14 protein-coding genes are annotated in these 17,290 nt (G+C 70.0%); 13 read left to right on the top strand and 1 reads right to left on the bottom strand.

The genetic code is table 11. The annotated features are described in order from the left end of the window. Positions 1-102: 102 nt before the first annotated feature. Positions 103-777 (top strand): endonuclease III, encoded by a 675-nt coding sequence (gene nth / locus N7I30_RS12690; RefSeq protein WP_498639282.1) that lies wholly within the window; start codon positions 103-105, stop codon positions 775-777. Here the strand turns inward: nth and N7I30_RS12685 are convergent. After that, positions 734-1,513, bottom strand: a complete 780-nt coding sequence (locus tag N7I30_RS12685) for a sulfate transporter family protein (RefSeq protein ID WP_498639280.1) — start codon at positions 1,511-1,513, stop codon at positions 734-736. The two genes, nth and N7I30_RS12685, sit on opposite strands and share 44 nt — an antisense overlap. A gap of 130 nt (positions 1,514-1,643) precedes the next feature. Between N7I30_RS12685 and N7I30_RS12680 the strand changes: the two genes are divergently transcribed. From N7I30_RS12680 to N7I30_RS12625, 12 genes are all read left to right on the top strand, one after another. Continuing rightward, a complete protein-coding gene (locus N7I30_RS12680; protein ID WP_498639278.1) occupies positions 1,644-2,645 on the top strand; it encodes an adenosine kinase in 1,002 nt (333 codons plus the stop codon). 85 nt (positions 2,646-2,730) lie between these two features. Then, on the top strand, positions 2,731-3,723 hold the full coding sequence (locus tag N7I30_RS12675) for a Gfo/Idh/MocA family protein (RefSeq protein WP_498639527.1): 993 nt from the start codon (positions 2,731-2,733) through the stop codon (positions 3,721-3,723). 146 nt (positions 3,724-3,869) lie between these two features. After that, complete coding sequence (mepA, locus tag N7I30_RS12670; RefSeq protein ID WP_498639276.1) at positions 3,870-4,868, top strand: penicillin-insensitive murein endopeptidase; 999 nt, start codon at positions 3,870-3,872, stop codon at positions 4,866-4,868. A gap of 141 nt (positions 4,869-5,009) precedes the next feature. After that, positions 5,010-6,035 (top strand): glucokinase, encoded by a 1,026-nt coding sequence (locus tag N7I30_RS12665; RefSeq protein WP_024349380.1) that lies wholly within the window; start codon positions 5,010-5,012, stop codon positions 6,033-6,035. 115 nt (positions 6,036-6,150) lie between these two features. Continuing rightward, positions 6,151-7,089 (top strand): glutathione synthase, encoded by a 939-nt coding sequence (gshB, locus tag N7I30_RS12660; protein ID WP_024349379.1) that lies wholly within the window; start codon positions 6,151-6,153, stop codon positions 7,087-7,089. A 122-nt stretch (positions 7,090-7,211) separates the two neighbouring features. Beyond that, on the top strand, positions 7,212-7,799 hold the full coding sequence (locus N7I30_RS12655; RefSeq protein WP_188075253.1) for an SH3 domain-containing protein: 588 nt from the start codon (positions 7,212-7,214) through the stop codon (positions 7,797-7,799). A 100-nt stretch (positions 7,800-7,899) separates the two neighbouring features. Continuing rightward, complete coding sequence (locus N7I30_RS12650; protein WP_498639273.1) at positions 7,900-8,691, top strand: 4'-phosphopantetheinyl transferase family protein; 792 nt, start codon at positions 7,900-7,902, stop codon at positions 8,689-8,691. Continuing rightward, the gene (locus tag N7I30_RS12645; RefSeq protein WP_498639271.1) at positions 8,688-9,500 is read left to right on the top strand and encodes a metallophosphoesterase family protein; all 813 of its coding nucleotides are present in this window, start codon (positions 8,688-8,690) and stop codon (positions 9,498-9,500) included. Before N7I30_RS12650 ends, N7I30_RS12645 begins: the two co-directional genes overlap by 4 nt. A 170-nt stretch (positions 9,501-9,670) precedes the next feature. Next, positions 9,671-10,891, top strand: a complete 1,221-nt coding sequence (locus N7I30_RS12640) for a YeeE/YedE family protein (protein ID WP_498639269.1) — start codon at positions 9,671-9,673, stop codon at positions 10,889-10,891. A 242-nt stretch (positions 10,892-11,133) separates the two neighbouring features. Next, positions 11,134-12,108: an ImuA family protein gene (locus tag N7I30_RS12635; protein WP_498639267.1), complete on the top strand. Its 975-nt coding sequence runs from the start codon at positions 11,134-11,136 to the stop codon at positions 12,106-12,108. Then, positions 12,074-13,630 carry a Y-family DNA polymerase gene (locus N7I30_RS12630; RefSeq protein ID WP_498639525.1) on the top strand — a complete coding sequence of 519 codons (1,557 nt, stop codon included), beginning with the start codon at positions 12,074-12,076 and terminating at the stop codon, positions 13,628-13,630. Before N7I30_RS12635 ends, N7I30_RS12630 begins: the two co-directional genes overlap by 35 nt. Continuing rightward, complete coding sequence (locus N7I30_RS12625) at positions 13,627-17,142, top strand: error-prone DNA polymerase (RefSeq protein ID WP_498639265.1); 3,516 nt, start codon at positions 13,627-13,629, stop codon at positions 17,140-17,142. Before N7I30_RS12630 ends, N7I30_RS12625 begins: the two co-directional genes overlap by 4 nt. Positions 17,143-17,290: the final 148 nt, after the last annotated feature.

Raw genomic sequence — 17,290 nt, 5'->3', positions numbered from 1 at the left:
GGCCAAGGGGTCAAGCGCGGCAAAAGCGACGCATCGCCTCGCGCGGCCAGTGCCAAGCGTCCGGCCAGGGCGGCGTCACGGCGCCCGGCCCGGCCGCGCCGCGTGAAGATCCCCTATTCGGACGAGGAGATCACCGAGATCTTCCGGCGCTTCTCGGTGCAGCGGCCGGAGCCCGTGTCAGAGCTCGCCTACACCAATCCGTTCACGCTACTGGTCGCCGTCGTCCTGTCGGCGCAGGCGACCGATGCCGGCGTCAACAAGGCGACGCGCGAACTGTTTCGCGTCGCCGACAATGCTGCCGCCATGGCGGCGCTGGGCGAGGATGCGATCCGCGAGCATATCCGCACCATCGGGCTCTATCGCAACAAGGCCAAGAACGTCGCCGCCCTCGCCGGGACGCTGGTGGCGCAGCATGGCGGCCAAGTGCCCGGCGAGCGCGCCGCGCTGGAGGCCCTCCCCGGCGTCGGTCGCAAGACCGCCAGCGTCGTTCTCAACGTCGCCTTCGGCGAGGAGACGCTGGCCGTCGACACCCACATCTTCCGGATCGGCAACCGGCTGAAGCTGGCGCCCGGCGCAACGCCCGAGGCGGTGGAGCAGGGACTGTTGCGGATCATTCCGCAGCCCTATCGCCGCCATGCCCATCACTGGCTGATCCTGCACGGCCGCTATGTCTGCAAGGCGCGCAAGCCGGACTGCGAGGCCTGCGTCGTCGCCGATCTCTGCAAGGCCGAGATCAAGACGAACGACGTTCCGGCGCCGCTGCATCCGATCCCCTGACGCGGCGCGCGGTCCGGTCCGCCTGGACCGGCAGGCCGCCGGTCTTCGCCGCGATGCGCTGGTGCAGATGCACCATCAGCGCCGCGGCAAAGAGCGGCGTCAGCAGATTGACGATCGGGATCGCCAGGAAGCCGGCGATCAAGAGGCCCGCCACGAACACCGTGCCGCCATGGCGCGAACGGATCGCCTTGGCCTCGTCCTCCGACCGGTAGCGCATGGCCGCGAACTCGAAATATTCGCGGCCGAGCAGATAGCCGTTGACCAGGAAGAAGGCGGCGATGTTGACGCCCGGCACCAGCAGCAGCACCAGCGCCAGCAGATTGCCGAGGATGACGACGCCAAAGAACTTTACCGACAGGACGAGCCCCGGCAGGAAAGCCATCGCCGTGCCGGTCGGGGCATCCGGGTAGCTCTCGCGCTCGACCACCACCGCCACGTCGTCGAGGAAGAGGCTGGCGATGACCGCGCTGATCGGACCGATCAGGAAGGCCAGGAGCACCGCCAGAAGCAGGCCGGCGGCCCAGCCGGCCAGCGTGCCGGCCTGATCGAGCCAGCTCAGATCGTCCGGGAAGAGGTTGGACAGGAACGGCACGGCGAATATCTCGGCGATGGCGCCGATGCCGAACCAGAGCGCCACGAGCACGACGGCCGTCAGCCCGAGGGTCTTCCAGAGGGCGGCCCGGAAGGGCGGCGAGAAGATGTCGGCGAGCGCAAGCCGGGCGGCGGTGAAGATCATCGGGCGTCCTTTCCGTCCAGCCGAGATAGGCACGCCGACGCGCCCCCGCAACGCGGGCCGCGCTTGCCCCGCTGGCCATTTCGGCCGCCGCGGGTTAACCAGACGGCACGCTTCAACGACAGGATGGACCATGGCAGAATACGACGTTCTGACGATCGGCAATGCGATCGTCGACATCATCGCGCGGGCCGACGACGCCTTTCTGGAACGCGAAGGCGTGCAGAAGGCCGGCATGACGCTGATCGACGCCGAACGCGCCGAGCATCTCTACGACGCCATGGGTCCGGGCACCGAGACCTCGGGCGGCAGCGCCGGCAACACCATCGCGGGGCTGGTCAGCCTCGGCGGCACCGGCGCCTATATCGGCAAGGTCGCCAACGACCAGCTCGGCCGGATCTTCACCCACGACATCCGCGCGCTCGGCGTCAAGTTCGACACCACGCCGCTGGACACCACGCCGCCGACGGCGCGCTGCATGGTGCTGGTCACGCCGGATGGCGAGCGCTCGATGAGCACCTTCCTCGGCGCCTGCACAGAGCTCGGCCCGCAGGACATCGACGCCGGGCTCGTGGCTTCTGCCAAGGTCACCTATTTCGAAGGCTATCTGTGGGATCCGCCCCGCGCCAAGGAGGCCATCGTCGCCGCCGCGAAGATCGCCCATGAGAACGGCCGCGAGGTCGCCATGACCCTGTCGGATTCCTTCTGCGTGCATCGCTACCGCGCCGAATTCCTCGACCTGATCCGCTCGGGCACGGTCGACATCGTCTTCGCCAACGAGGCCGAGGCCAAGGCGCTCTACGAGACCGAGGACATGGACGCGGCGATCGACGCGCTGGCCAAGGACGTCAAGCGCTTCGCCGCGGTCACCCGCAGCGAGAAGGGCTGCGTCGTGGCCGAGGGCGAGCAGCGGATCACGGTGCCGGCGACGGCGGTCGACAAGGTGGTCGACGCGACCGGTGCGGGCGACCTCTTCGCCGCGGGTTTCCTGCGCGGCTATACGATGGGCCTCGACCACGAGAAATCGGCCCGGCTCGGCGTCGCGTCGGCCGGCCACATCATCGGCCAGATCGGCCCGCGGCCGCAGCTGCCGCTGACCGAGCTGGACGCCGTGAAGGCCGTCCTGAACGGCTGACGAGACCTGCGACCGGCCGCCCGGCGAGGGGCGGCCGGTCGCGGCAAGGACGATGACGACCAACGACCACAAGGGGGGAACCGGCATGCTCAGATGGGGAATTCTGTCCACCGCCAAGATCGGGCGGGAACATGTGATGCCCGCGATCGCCAAGGCGACCAATGGCAGGCTGGCGGCGATTGCCAGCCGTGACGTGGAGCGGGCGCGCGAAGTCGCCGAGATGTTCAGCATCCCGCGCGCCTATGGCAGCTACAACGAGCTCCTGACCTCCGACGAGGTCGACGTGATCTACGTCCCGCTGCCGACGTCCCAGCACGCCGAATGGACGCTGAAGGCGATCGAGGCCGGCAAGCACGTCCTGTGCGAAAAGCCGATGGGCATGACCGCCGCGGAGATCGCGACGATCGCGGATGCTGCGAAGACCGCGGGCGTCACGGTGTCCGAGGCCTTCATGGTCACCTACCACCCGCAATGGGCCAAGGTGCAGCAGCTGATCGCCGACGGTGCCATCGGCCGGCTGATGCATATCGAGGCGGCCTTCAGCTACTACAATGTCGACGCCGCCAACATGCGCAACCGGCCCGAGCTGGGCGGCGGCGCGCTGCGCGACATCGGCGTCTATCCCATGGTCACCAGCCGCTTCGCGACCGGCATGGAGCCGGTACGGGTGCGCTCGAAGGTGGTCACGGATGCCGAGTTCGGCACCGATTCCTTCGTCACCGGCACGGTGGATTTCGGCGACTTCGAGATGAGCCTGTATCTGGGCACCCGCATGGCCAACCGGCAGGGCATCGTCTTCCACGGCCAGGACGGCTTCATCGAGATCGCCGCGCCGTTCAACGCCAGCCTCTATGACGGCGACAAGGTGCTCCTGCACGATCGCACGCACCGCCACACCGAGACCTTCCGCTTCCCCGGCATCGACCAGTACCGGCTGCAGGTGGAAAGCTTCGCCGACGCGATCGCCGGCAAGGGCACCGAACTGTTCTCGCTGGAATCCAGCCGCCGCAACCAGGCGGCGATCGACGCCCTGTTCGAGGCCGGCCGGACCGGCGACTGGGTCGAGGTTTCCGGCTGACGGCCACGAAAACGGCATAAGCCTGCGGCAGTCTTCGCATGATGATCCGGGCCGGCGTCTCGCCGCGCCCGGACGCCTTCCCGCAAGCCTCGGCCCAACTGCGCCCGATAGGCTCGCGGACGCGACGACGGGGGACGACGAGGCTGATGACGGCAACGGGCAAGACGCGAACACGCACGGCGGCGGGCGCGCTTCTGGTCGCGGCGATGATGGCCTGCACGGCCGTCGCGGCCGAGCCGACCGCCAAGCAGATCTTCGGCAGCCAGCATGCGGCGGCGGCCCTGCCCTCGGCCAGCCACGGCTTCTACTCCAAGGGTTGCCTTGCCGGCGCGGCGCAGCTGCCCGCCGACGGTCCGACATGGCAGGCGATGCGCCTGTCGCGCGATCGCCGCTATGGCCATCCCAACACCATCGACTTCCTCGAGCGCCTCTCCCGTGAGGCGGCGGCGCGCGGCGTCTGGCCCGGCCTTCTCGTCGGTGACATTTCGCAGGCCCGTGGCGGCCCGATGCCGTCCGGCCATGCCTCGCACCAGATCGGGCTGGACGCCGACATCTGGCTGCAGCCGATGCCGGCCGGCCGGCTGACGCCGCAAGCCCGCGAGGATTTTCCGTTCCGCTCGGTGCTGAAGCCCGGCACCTTCCAGGTCGACGACCGGGTCTGGACCTCGAACTATCGCGACCTCATCCGGATGGCGGCCGAGGACCCCAAGGTGCAGCGCATTTTCGTCCATCCGGGCATCAAGAAGAAGCTGTGCGAGACCACGGGGCGCGAACGCGCCTGGCTGAACAAGGTCCGCCCCTATTACGGCCATCACGAACATTTTCACGTGCGGCTGTTCTGCCAGCCCGGCTCGCCCGGCTGCACGGCGCAGCGCTCGACCGGCAGCGGCGACGGCTGCGGCGATCTCGACTGGTGGTTCGACGTGGCGTTGCAGCCGCCCAAGCCCGGCGGCAAGCCGGCCAAGCCCAAGCCGCCGATGATGCTGGCCGACATGCCCGACGCCTGCCGCCAGGTCGCCAACGCGCCGGCCCGCTTCGACGGCGGCGGCGGCGTGGTAGCCGCCAGCATGGCCGCCCCGGCCGGGGCGCTGGGCTATGCGCCCGAAGTGCGGGTTCCGATCCCGACCAACCGCCCGATCCGCTGACCCGCATCGGTCCGTCCTGCGGGCCGCTGCCGGCCCCGCGGGAGGGGCCGGAGCCGGCGCGCGCGGCGGATTGGCGTTTTGCCTTCGTCACGGCAATGGCCTATGTGGCAGTCATACGAATCGATTGAAGCGGGCATTCCCATGGCAGGCAAGCGCGACGAAAACGACGCGTTGAAGTTTCCGGTCCTCATCGGCGATATCGGCGGCACCAATGCGCGCTTTTCCCTGCTGGTCGACGCCTTCGCCGATCCCAAGCCGTTCCCGGTGATCCAGACCGCGGATTTCGAGACGATCGACGATGCGATCCAGGCGACGGTTCTGGACAAGACCTCCATCCAGCCGAAATCGGCGGTCCTGGCGGTCGCCGGCCCGGTGGACGGCGACGAGATCGACCTGACCAACTGCCCCTGGGTGGTACGGCCGCGCAAGATGCTGGCCGAGTTGGGGATCGAGGAGGTCATCGTCCTCAACGATTTCGAGGCGCAGGCGCTGGCGATCTCCGCGCTGGGCGACGCCTCGCGCTCGCAGATCGGCGGCGGCACCGTCCATGAAGGCGCCAGCCGCGCCGTGCTTGGCCCCGGCACCGGTCTCGGCGTCGCCGGGCTGGTGCGGGCTCGCAGCATGTGGATCCCGGTCGCCGGCGAAGGCGGCCATATCGATCTTGGCCCGCGCACGCCCCGCGACTACGCGATCTGGCCGCATCTGAAGACCATCGAGGGACGGGTGTCGGGCGAACAGGTCCTGTGCGGCCGCGGCCTCGTCAATCTCTACGAGGCGATCTGCGCCGCCGACGGCGTCGACCCGGTCCACAGCTCGCCCGCCGAGATCACCGAGGCGGCGGTCAACCGCAAGGACGCGCCGTCGAGCGAAGCCGTCGACCTCTTCGCCACCTATCTTGGCCGCGTGGCCGGCGACATCGCGCTTCTCTTCATGGCCCGCGGCGGCGTCTACATCGCCGGTGGTATCTTCCAGCGCATCATCCCGATCCTGAAGGCCGACCAGGTCCGCGCCGCCTTCGAGGACAAGGCGCCGCACAGCGCCCTGATGCGCGAGATCCCGCTCTTCGTGGTGACCGAGCCGCTGGCCGCGCTGGCCGGCCTCGCCGCCTTTGCCCGCACGCCGCGCTTCTTCGGGCTGGAGACCACCGGACGCCGCTGGGTCGCATGACCGAGGCCCCGCTTGGGGCCTTGCCGGCGACGATCCGTCCATTGCCATTGCGCATGCCGCCGCTCGGCGCTACGTCGCAGCGCGGTCGTACCCGTTCCCAGGCGAAGGAAACCCCATGGCGCTCAAAGTCGCGGTCCAGATGGACCATGTCTCCTCGATCTCGATCAAGGGCGATTCCACCTTCGCCCTCTGCCTGGAAGCGCAGAACCGCGGCCACAGCCTGTTCCACTACACGCCCGACCGGCTGTCGCTGCGCGACGGTCGCGCCACGGCCCGCGGCGAGGTGCTGGAACTGCGCGAGGAAGAGGGCAACCATTTCAGCCTCGGGCCCCAGGAAAAGGTCGATCTGGCCGAGATGGACGTCGTCCTCCTGCGCCAGGACCCGCCCTTCGACATGGCCTACATCACCTCGACCCACATTCTCGACCGCATCCACCCCAAGACGCTGGTCGTCAACGACCCGACCTCGGTGCGCAACGCGCCGGAGAAGATCTTCGTCACCGAATTCGCCGACCTGATGCCGGAGACGCTGATCACCAAGGACCCGGAAGAGGTCATGGCCTTCCGCGCCGAATTCGGCGACATCGTCATGAAGCCTCTCTACGGCAATGGCGGCGCGGGCGTCTTCCACATCACCCCGGACGACCGCAACCTGACCTCCTTCCTGGAGACCTTCGGCCTTCTGTTCCGCGAGCCGTTCATCGTGCAGCGCTATCTGAAGGACGTGCGCAAGGGCGACAAGCGGATCATACTGGTCGACGGCGAGTTCGCCGGTGCGATCAACCGCGTGCCGGCCGAGACCGACACCCGCTCCAACATGCATGTCGGCGGCCAGGCGACCCCGACCGAGCTGACGCCGCGCGAACGCGAGATCTGCGAGCGCATCGGACCGGCGCTGCGCGAGCGCGGCCTGATCTTCGTCGGCATCGACGTGATCGGCGATCTCCTCACCGAGATCAACGTCACCTCCCCGACCGGCATCCGCGAGGTGAAGCGCTTCGGCGGCGCCGATATCGCCGCGGTCCTGTGGGACGCGATCGAGGCGAAGCGCTGACCTCCCTGCCGTTGCGGAAGATGAACGCCGGATAACAGGTGCGTTCGGGAACCGTTCGGACTGACTGTGGCTTACTGCAGCAAGAGAACCGGAGAGGTTCCGGCTCAGTCCGAGGGAACGCCATGAACAAGATGCTCTTTGCAGCGCTCGCGGTCGCGAGCGCCATCACGCTGCCGGCGAGCGCACAGGCGCAGTCGCGTGCGATCGCCACCACCGACGTCAACCTGCGCGCCGGACCGTCGACCTCCTATCCCGCCGTCAACGTCGTCGGCGCCGGCGACCGGGTCCGCGTCTTCGGCTGCCTCGACACCCGCGCCTGGTGCGATGTCGGCTATGACGGCCAGCGCGGCTGGATGTCGTCCAACTATCTCGCCGACGCCCGCGAGCGCCGCTACACCGGTCCGCGCTATGTCGACCGGATGGACGCGCCGGTCATCTCCTTCTCCATCGGCCGCTACTGGGACGACCATTATCGCGGCCGCAATTTCTATCGCGACCGGGACCGTTACGACGACCGCCGGGGTCGCGACCGCCGCGACTTCGATCGCCGCGACGACCGGCGTGATGCCCGTCGCGATGCCCGCCGGGACTTCCGCGAAGACCGGCGTGACGACCGGCGCGAATTCCGCGAGGATCGGCGGGACGATCGTCGCAACTATCGCGAGGAGCGCCGCGACGAACGGCCGGTGCCCCTCTACCGGGTGGACTGAGGCCTCCCCACATTGAACGATGATCGAGGCGCGGGCGCCCCCCGCGCCTCGATGCTTTTGCGGCCATCGAACCCCGGCCGCCGTGCCGCCGAGGACCGCCTTGCCACCGATCGATCCCGCCACCAGCGCCCCTGCCCTGCCGGAGAACGGCGTCGCCATCTGGCTGACCTTCCTGGCCGATATCGGCGACAGCGAGCGCGCGACCTATCGCAAGCTCCTCGACCCGCATGAGGTCGAGCGCCACGACCGCTACAAGGTGGCGGGCGCCCGCGACGAGTTCCTGGTCGGACGGGCGCTGGTCCGCACCACCCTGTCGCGCTATCGCGACGTCGCGCCCGCCGACTGGCGCTTCGAGACCAACCGCCATGGCCGGCCCTCGATCATCGGCGAGGCGGCGGGCGGCCTCGTGTTCAACCTCTCCCATACCCGCGGCCTTGTCGCGCTGGCCGTCTCCAGGGGCTGCGAGATCGGCGTCGACGTGGAAGCGGCCGGCCGGGAAAGCGCGACCTTCGATCTGGCCGGGCGTTATTTCTCGCCGTCCGAAGCCGCATGGGTGCGCGCGGCGACCGGCCCGGCGCTGGCCGAGCGGTTCTTCGCGGTCTGGACCCTGAAGGAAGCCTATATCAAGGCCCGCGGCATGGGGCTGGCCCTGCCGCTGGACGGCTTCTCCTTCGCCCTCGACGACGCCACCGACCGGCCGACCATCGCCTTCCATGCAGGCTGCCCCGACGATCCGGCCCGCTGGGCCTTCCTGCGCCGGCGCGTCTCGCAGGATCACCGCCTGGCCTTCGCGGCCTCGCCGCCGGAGCGGATCGACACCGTGCGGGTCCTGCGCACCGTTCCGCTGTCGGGCTCCGTCAGCGACATCGGCGCCACGGACGGCGCATCGTGAAGCTCTTCGCCGTCGCCGACCTGCATCTGGGCCACCCGGCCAATCGCGAGGCGATCCACGAGATCGCCGCGCATCCGGACGACTGGCTGATCCTCGCCGGCGATGTGGGTGAGACCGAGCGCCATCTGGATCTGGCCCTCGACGTCCTGCAGCCGAAATACCGGCAGGTCGTCTGGGTGCCGGGCAATCACGAACTCTGGGCCGTGGCCTCCGAGGGCGTGCCGCTGCGCGGCGAAGCGCGCTATCACCATTTCGTCGAGCGCTGCCGGGCCCGCGGCGTGCTGACGCCCGAGGACGCCTATCCGGTCGTCGCCATCGACGGACAGGACGTGCGCATCGTGCCGATGTTCCTGCTCTACGACTATTCCTTCCGGCCCTCCGATGTCGCCCATGAGGACGCCGTCGCCTGGGCCCGCGAAGGCGGGCCGGTCTGCTCCGACGAGCAGTTCCTGCCGGCCGATCCCCATGCCAGCCGCAGCGCCTGGTGCGCGGCGCGCGTGTCGGCGACCGCGGCCCGCCTCGACGGGCTCGACGACGGCGTGCCCAACATCCTCGTCAACCACTGGCCGCTGCTCCGCGATCTGGCCCGCCTGCCGCGTATTCCGCGCTTCTCGATCTGGTGCGGCACCACCCGCACCGAGGACTGGCATACCCGCTACAATGCCCGCGCCGTGATCTCCGGCCATCTGCACATGCCCTCGTCCAGGACCATCGACGGCGTCGCCTTCGAGGAGGTCTCCTTCGGCTATCCCAAGCAATGGCGCGGTCGCCGCGAACCGGCCGACGCGCTGCGCCGCATCCGCATGTAGCCGGCTCACGAAAGCCTCACTGCATCCGAGGTGACGCGATTGGCGCGGATCGGCCCTTGCGGGGAACAATCTTCGCCTCCCGCTGCCGGGCGGAGCATGCTGTGCGTCGTCGGCCCCGCAGTCCGCGCCTATCTGTCGTCGCAACAGCTTGCATTTCCACGGAGACATCCATGTCGCAGATCACCATGGCGGGCCGCGCCCCCGGCAGCGGCGCCGTGAGCCCGGCCGCCTGGGTCGCGCTCGGCCTCGCCCTCATCGGCGCGCTGGGTCTGGCCTTCGGCCAGAGCCCGCGCATTGCCGCGCTCTTCGTCGTCGGCGGCGCCTTCGGCCTCGTCCTCTACCATGCCGCCTTCGGCTTCACCTCGGCCTGGCGCAACTTCATCCGCGACGGTCGCGGCCGGGGCCTGCGCGCCCAGATGGTGATGCTCGCCATCGCCGTCGCGCTGTTCTTCCCGGCGCTGGCTGCCGGCAGCCTGTTCGGCCAGGAGGTCTCGGGCTTCGTCTCGCCGGTCGGCACCTCGGTGCTGGTCGGGGCGTTCATCTTCGGCATTGGCATGCAGCTGGGCGGCGGCTGCGCCTCCGGCACGCTCTACACCGCCGGCGGCGGCAATGCCCGCATGCTGATCACCCTGGCCTTCTTCATCATCGGCTCGCTGCTGGCGACGATCCATTTCGACTGGTGGATGGCGCTGCCGGCCTTCGAACCGGTCTCGGTCGTTGACAGTGTCGGCGCACCGCTGGGCATCCTCCTGTCCTTCGCCGTCTTCGCGGCCATCGCGGCGGTGACGATCCTCGTTGAAAAGCGCCGCCATGGCGGGCTGGAGCAGGCCGACGCACCGAAGCGCCACGGTCTAGCGCGCTTTGCCCGCGGACCGTGGCCGCTGGTCGCCGGCGCCATCGCGCTGGCGCTGCTCAACTTCGTCACGCTGACGCTGGCCGGGCGCCCCTGGGGCATCACCTCGGCCTTCGCCCTGTGGGGCGCCAAGCTGTCGGAACTCGGCGGCGTCGATCCCTCCGCCTGGTCCTACTGGCAGCAGCCGGGCAATGCGACGGCGCTATCCTCCAGCATCTTCGCCGATATCACCTCGGTGATGAATTTCGGCATCATCCTCGGTGCGCTTCTCGCCGCGGCCCTCGCCGGCCGGCTGGCGCCGAACTTCGCCATTCCGCTGCGCTCCATCCTAGCCGCGGCGATCGGCGGACTGATGCTCGGCTACGGCGCGCGAATCGCCTTCGGCTGCAATATCGGCGCCTATTTCGGCGGCATCGCCTCGGGCAGCCTGCATGGCTGGCTGTGGCTGGTCGCGGCCTATGCCGGCTCGGTTCTCGGCGTGCGCCTGCGGCCGTTCTTCTTCGTCGGCGAACGGCCGCACGTCACCAAGGACGCCTGACCGCACCCATCATCCACAGACCTTTCGAAAGGCCGTCGCGACACCCTCGCGGCGGCCTTTTTGCGTGGTTGTCGCAAGACAGGCGATTAGGAATCCTGCCCTTTCCGGAAACGGCGCTCGGGCCCTGAGCAGACTCGGCTTGACTCTCCAGGGCCGCTCTGGAATCCATAGGAACATATCAGGAACAAACCTCTTGGTGAGGCGGAGCGATCGCGAATCCCTTGTGATCGAAGGAGAATCCTATGGCCTCGACCGATCCCGTCGCGCTGACCGCTTCCCGGCGCGCGGCCCCGCCCGCGCCCGTTCGACTGTATGGCACGGACCGGGACTTTGCTAGGAATCGTGCCCTGTCGGAGTTGCGCGAGCGCATCGCGCAGATCGAGGGCGAGCCGGTCTGCCGGCTGGAAAACACCGCCGCGGACACCCGCCTCCAGGGCGACGCCGCAGCCGTGCGACGCGCGATGCCGAAGCTCCTGTCGCTCGGCGACGCGGCGGCCGATGCGGCGCTCGGCGGCGGCTTTCCGGCGGCGGGACTGGCCGAGATCCATCTCGACGAGACCCGCGACGGCGGCTCGCTCGCCGGCTTCGCGCTGGCGCTGGCGATCCGCTTCGGCGCCCACCCCGGCCGGCCGCTCCTGTGGATCGGCGACATGATGGCGTTTTCCGAGGCCGGGCTTCCCTATCTGCCGGGGCTGGCGAGCTTCGGCCTCGACCCCGCCGCGCTCTGTCTCGTCAAGACCCGCAAGCTCGACGAGGCGGCCTGGGCCGGCGAGGAGGCCGCCACCTCGCGGGCGCTGGCCATGGCGATCCTGGAAGTGCGCGGCAATCCCGCCCGGCTCGGCCTCGACGGCACCCGGCGGCTGCATCTGCGCGCCCGCGAGGCCGGCCTGCCGCTGCTGCTGCTGCGCCAGAGCGCCCGTCCCGAGGCCACCGCCGCGCCGCTGCGGCTGCGGATCCGGCCGGGGCCGGCGAGCCGCGTCGCCGACCTGGCCGACCGCGACAAGCTCATCGGCCACCCGGTCTTCGACGTCACGGTGGAGAAATCCCGCGACGGTCGCCCGCAGCATGTAGTCCTGGAGTGGAATTCCCATGAGCGACGTTTCGGCCCCCCGGCCCGTTCCGAACCGCTATCTCGCCCTGTCGTTTCCACGGCTGTCGACGGACCGGATCCGGCGCGAGCGGATGGGACGGTCGTGGCGCTCCGACGCGCCTCGTAAGGGAGCGGCCGGCGGCGGCGGCGACGAAAACGGCCGCCCGGCGCCGCTGGCGCTCTATGAGACCGTCGGCAACGCCAACCGCATCGTGGCGACCTGCGAGGCGGCCGAGGCCATGGGTCTGGCGGCGGGCAGCGGCCTGGCCGAGGCAAAGGCGCGGTTTCCCGACATGGAGGTCATGCTTGCCGACCCGGCCGCCGACCGGCGGCTGCTGGAGGCGGTCGCCGACTGGTGCGACCGCTACACGCCGCTCGTCGCCCTCGACGCGCCGCATGGTCTCGTCCTCGACATTTCCGGCTGCGCCCATCTCTTCGGCGGCGAGAAGGCGTTGATGGACGACCTGCTGGTGCGGCTGTTCCATCAGGGCCTCGCCGCCCTCGCGGCGATCGCCAGCCATGCCGGCACGGCCCTGGCGCTGGTCGGCGGCGGCAAGGGGCGCGGCGGCGCCATCGTCGCCGAGAACGACGAGCTGGCCGCGGTGTCGCCGCTGCCCGTCGCCGCGCTGCGGCTGGAGCCGCCGGTCGCGGCGATGTTTCGCCGTCTCGGCCTGAAGACCATCGACGCGCTGCTGGCGCTGCCCCGCGCCGGGCTGGCGCGGCGCTTCGGCGAGGATCTCCTCGCCCGCCTCGACACCGCGCTCGGCCGCGCCTCCCGGCCGATCAGCCCGCGCCGGCCGGTGCCGGACCTGACTGCCGAGCGTCGATTGTTCGAGCCGATCAGCCTGACCGACGACGTCGAGCGCATCCTCCTGCTGCTCGCCGCGCGGCTGAAGGGCGACCTGGAGCGGCGCGGCGTCGGGGCGCGGCAGCTCGAACTGTCGCTGTTTCGCGTCGACGGCGCGGTCAACCGGCTGGTGGTCGGCGCCTCGCGGCCGGTGCGCGAGCCCGCCGCCATCCAGCGCCTGTTCCGCGAGCGCATGAAGGGGCTCGGCGAGGAGTTCGACGCCGGCTTCGGCTACGATCTCGTCAAGCTCGCCATCTACGCCACCGAGCCGATGCCGGACCTGCAGACCGACCTGTCCGGCGAGACCGTCGGCAGCGACGCCTTCGGCAGCCTCGTCGACAGGCTCGGGGCGCGGCTCGGTGAGGCCAGCGTCCTGCGGCTCGACGCCGTCGCCAGCCACTGGCCCGAGCGGGCCGAGCGCTGGCGGCCGATGGCGGCGGGCGCGGCCGCGCTGGCAAGGCCGGCACCGGTCGCCGCGCCGCAGACGGCGCCGCGGCCGCTGCGGCTGCTCGCCATGCCGGAAGCGATCGAGGCGAGCTTCGAGGTGCCGGACGGCGCGCCGCTGAAATTTCGCTGGCGCCGGGCGCTGCACGTGGTGCGCCGGGCCGAGGGGCCGGAGCGCATCGCCAGCGAATGGTGGCGCCAGCCCGACGCGGCGGCCCGCGACTATTACCGCGTCGAGGACGAGGCCGGCCGCCGCTTCTGGCTGTTCCGCCAGGGCTGCGCCGATCCGGCCGTCGATCCCGAGCTGCAGGTGCCGGACGGGCGCCCGGCCTGGTTCCTGCACGGCATCTTCGCATGAGGATCGAGCCCTATCGCGAGCCCCGGGCCTTTCCCGAGATCGGCGTCGCCAGCTGCTTTTCCTTCCTTGCCGGCGCGTCGCAGCCGGAGGAGCTGGTGGTCACCGCCCATCGGCTGGGGCTCGCCGGCCTCGGCATTGCCGACCGCAACACCGTGGCCGGCGTCGTGCGCGCCCATCAGGCCGCCCGCGAGGCAGAACTGCCCTATGCACCCGGCGCCCGGCTGGTGTTTTCCGACGCGACGCCCGACATCTTCGCCTATCCGCGCGACCGTGCCGGCTGGGGCCGGCTCTGCCGGCTTCTGAGCCGCGGCAATCTGCGGGCGACCAAGGGAAGCTGCATCCTCACCCTTGCCGACCTCCTGGAATGGGGCGAGGGGCTGAACCTCGCGATGATCGCTCCGCAGGCGCTCGGCTGCGGCCAGGACGGCGACGCCGCGGCAATGGAGGCCGGCCTCGCCGACCCGTTGCACCGGCTGCGCGAGGCCTTCGGCGGCGCCGTCCGCCTGGCCGTCGCGCCGGCCCATGACGGGCTCGACCAGCGCCGCATGGCCCGGGCGGCGCATCTGGCCGCGCGTTGCCGCACGCCGATGCTGGCCACCAACGACGCCTTCCACCACGCGCCCGGCCGGCGGCGGCTGCAGGACGTGATGACCGCGATCCGCGAGCATGTGCCGCTGGCCGAGGCCGGCTTCCTTCTGGCGCGCAACGCCGAGCGGCATCTGAAGGCGCCGCACGAGATGGAGCGGCTGTTCCGCCATTATCCCGAGGCGGTCGCCGAGACCGGCCGGTTCTTCGCCGAGCTGCAGTTCGACCTGAAGAGCCTTGCCTACGAATATCCCGACGAGGCGCTGAAGCTGTCGCGCTCGCCGGCCGAGGAGTTGCGCCATCTCGCCCATGAGGGCGCCCGCTGGCGCTATCCGGAGGGCGTGCCGGCCAGCGTGACGACGCGGATCGACTACGAGCTGAAGATCATCGGCGAATTACAGTACGAGCCGTATTTCCTCACCGTCCACCACATCGTGAAAGGCGCCCGCGAGAAGGGCATCCTGTGCCAGGGCCGCGGCTCGGCGGCCAATTCCGTCGTCTGCTTCTGCATCGGCGTCACCGAGGTCTCGCCGGAGCGGGCCGGCCTCCTGTTCGAGCGCTTCATCTCCTCGGACCGGCGCGAGCCGCCGGACATCGACATCGACTTCGAGCACGAGCGCCGCGAGGAGGTGATCCAGTACATTTACGAGCATTACGGCCGCGACAACGCCGCCATCGCCGCCACGGTCATCACCTACCGGGCGCGTTCGGCCGCCCGCGAGGTCGGCAAGGCGTTCGGCCTGTCGGAAGATGCCGTCTCGGCCCTGTCCGGCTCGGTCTGGGGCTATTCCTCCGCCGATCTCGGCGAACGCGAGGCCGCGGCCGCGGGCCTGTCGGCCAAGGACGCCACCACCGCCAACGTCCTGTCCTTTTCCGCCGAGCTCGCCGGCTTTCCCCGGCATCTGTCCCAGCATGTCGGCGGCTTCGTCATCACCAAGGGCCGCATCGACGAGGTGGTGCCGATCCTCAACACCGGCATGGAGGGGCGCACCATCGTCGAGTGGGACAAGGACGATCTCGACGAGCTCGGCATCCTGAAGATCGACATCCTGGCGCTGGGCATGCTGTCCTGCCTGCGCCGGGCCTTCGATCTCCTGCAGCAGCATTACGACCTGCCGCTGACGCTGGCCGACCTGTCGAAGGCCCAGGACGACCAGCCCACCTATGCGATGATCCAGCGCGCCGACACGCTGGGCGTCTTCCAGATCGAGAGCCGGGCGCAGATGACCATGCTGCCCAAGCTGCGGCCCGACTGTTTCTACGATCTGGTCATCGAGGTGGCGATCGTGCGGCCCGGCCCGATCCAAGGCGACATGGTCCACCCCTATCTGCGCCGCAAGATGGGGCTGGAGCCGGTCACCTTCCCCAAGGAGGAACTGCGCGAGGTGCTCGGCCGCACCCTCGGCGTGCCGCTGTTCCAGGAACAGGCGATGAAGATCGCCATCGTCGCGGCCGGCTTCACGCCCAACGAGGCCGACCGGCTGCGCCGCGCCATGGCGACCTTCCGGCGGGTCGGCACCATCCACACCTTCCAGAAGAAGATGGTCGAGGGCATGGTGGCGCGCGGCTACGAACGCGACTTCGCCGAGCGCTGCTTCAAGCAGATCGAGGGCTTCGGCGAATACGGCTTTCCCGAAAGCCACGCCGCCTCCTTCGCGCTGCTGGTCTATGCCTCCTGCTGGCTGAAATGCCATTATCCGGACGTCTTCGCCGCCGCCCTCCTGAACGCCCAGCCGATGGGCTTCTACGCCCCGGCGCAGATCGTGCGCGACGCCCGCGAGCACGGCGTCGAGATGCGGCCGGTCGACATCAATCGCTCCGACTGGGACCAGACACTGGAGGCGGCCGCCTTCGACCCCGGGCGGATGAAGGCGCGCAATGCCGGCATGCGCGACCATATCCGCACGCGCCATGCGGTCCGTCTCGGCTTCCGGCAGGTGAAGGGCCTCGGCGAGGCCGACATGCGCACGCTGGTGGCGGCGCGGGGCGCGGGCTACGATTCCGTGCGCGACCTGTGGCTGCGCTCGGGGCTGAAGCGCGCGACCATCGAGCGGCTGGCCGATGCCGACGCCTTCGCCTCGCTGGGTTACAGCCGCCGCGACGCGCTGTGGGCCTGCCGGGCGCTCGACGCCAAGGGCTCGTCGGAGCGGCTGCCGCTGTTCGAGCAGGCGGCGACCCGCGACCTGCAGGCCGAGCCCGACGCGACGCTGCCGCCGATGCCGGTCGGCGAAGAGGTGATCAACGATTATCGCTTCCTGTCGCTGTCCTTGAAGGCGCATCCGGTGAGCTTCGTGCGCCGCGACCTCGAGGCCCTGCGGGTCATCCCCGACGAACGGCTGGAGCGCCTGCGCTCGGGCAGCTGGGTGACGGTCGCCGGCCTCGTCCTGATCCGCCAGCGGCCCGGCTCGGCCAAGGGCGTCATCTTCATGACCATCGAGGACGAGACCGGCACCGCCAACATCATCGTCTGGCCGAAGGTCTTCGAAAGCCACCGTGCCCTCGTCCTGGGCGCCCGTTTCGTCAAGGTGACCGGCCGGATGCAGTCCGCGTACGGGGTCATCCATGTCGTCGCCCAGACCATCGAGGACCTGACGCCGCTTCTGATGTGCGTTGCCGATGGCGGCGCGACGACGGACTACGCCCTGGCCCCGGCCGATCACGTGAAGAGCCCGCTGCGACGACCGTCCAGTCGTCCGGCGGGCCTTGCTCCCGATGCGGCGAAGGCCGGCGACGTGGACGCGGCGGAACTCGCCGTTTCGCTCGGTGCCGCCCTTGCCCGCGCCGACGAGGTGCGCCGGCCGATCGACGAGAAGCGGCTGGCCCACCGGCACCTGCGCATGGTGGCGGCGAGCGACGGCCCGATCCAGCGCAGCATGGCCGAACGCCAGAGCCGGGAGGTGCTGCCCAAGGGGCGCAATTTCCAATGATCCGCCGCAGCCAGAGCGATGTGGGCGCGGTCGTCATTTTCGTTCTGGCCGAAGCCCGGACGGCGCCTATCTGCCGATAAGGGCGCCACGAGGGGCGTCCGGAAATCCGGCGACCGCGCCATATCGAAAGGATGACGATGCCGGCATC

This window comes from Aurantimonas litoralis (assembly GCF_026153195.1).
Taxonomy (GTDB): Bacteria; Pseudomonadota; Alphaproteobacteria; order Rhizobiales; family Rhizobiaceae; genus Aurantimonas; species Aurantimonas coralicida.
The sequence above is the reverse complement of the archived record's forward strand: the minus strand, read 5'-3'. Positions and strand labels throughout refer to the sequence as shown.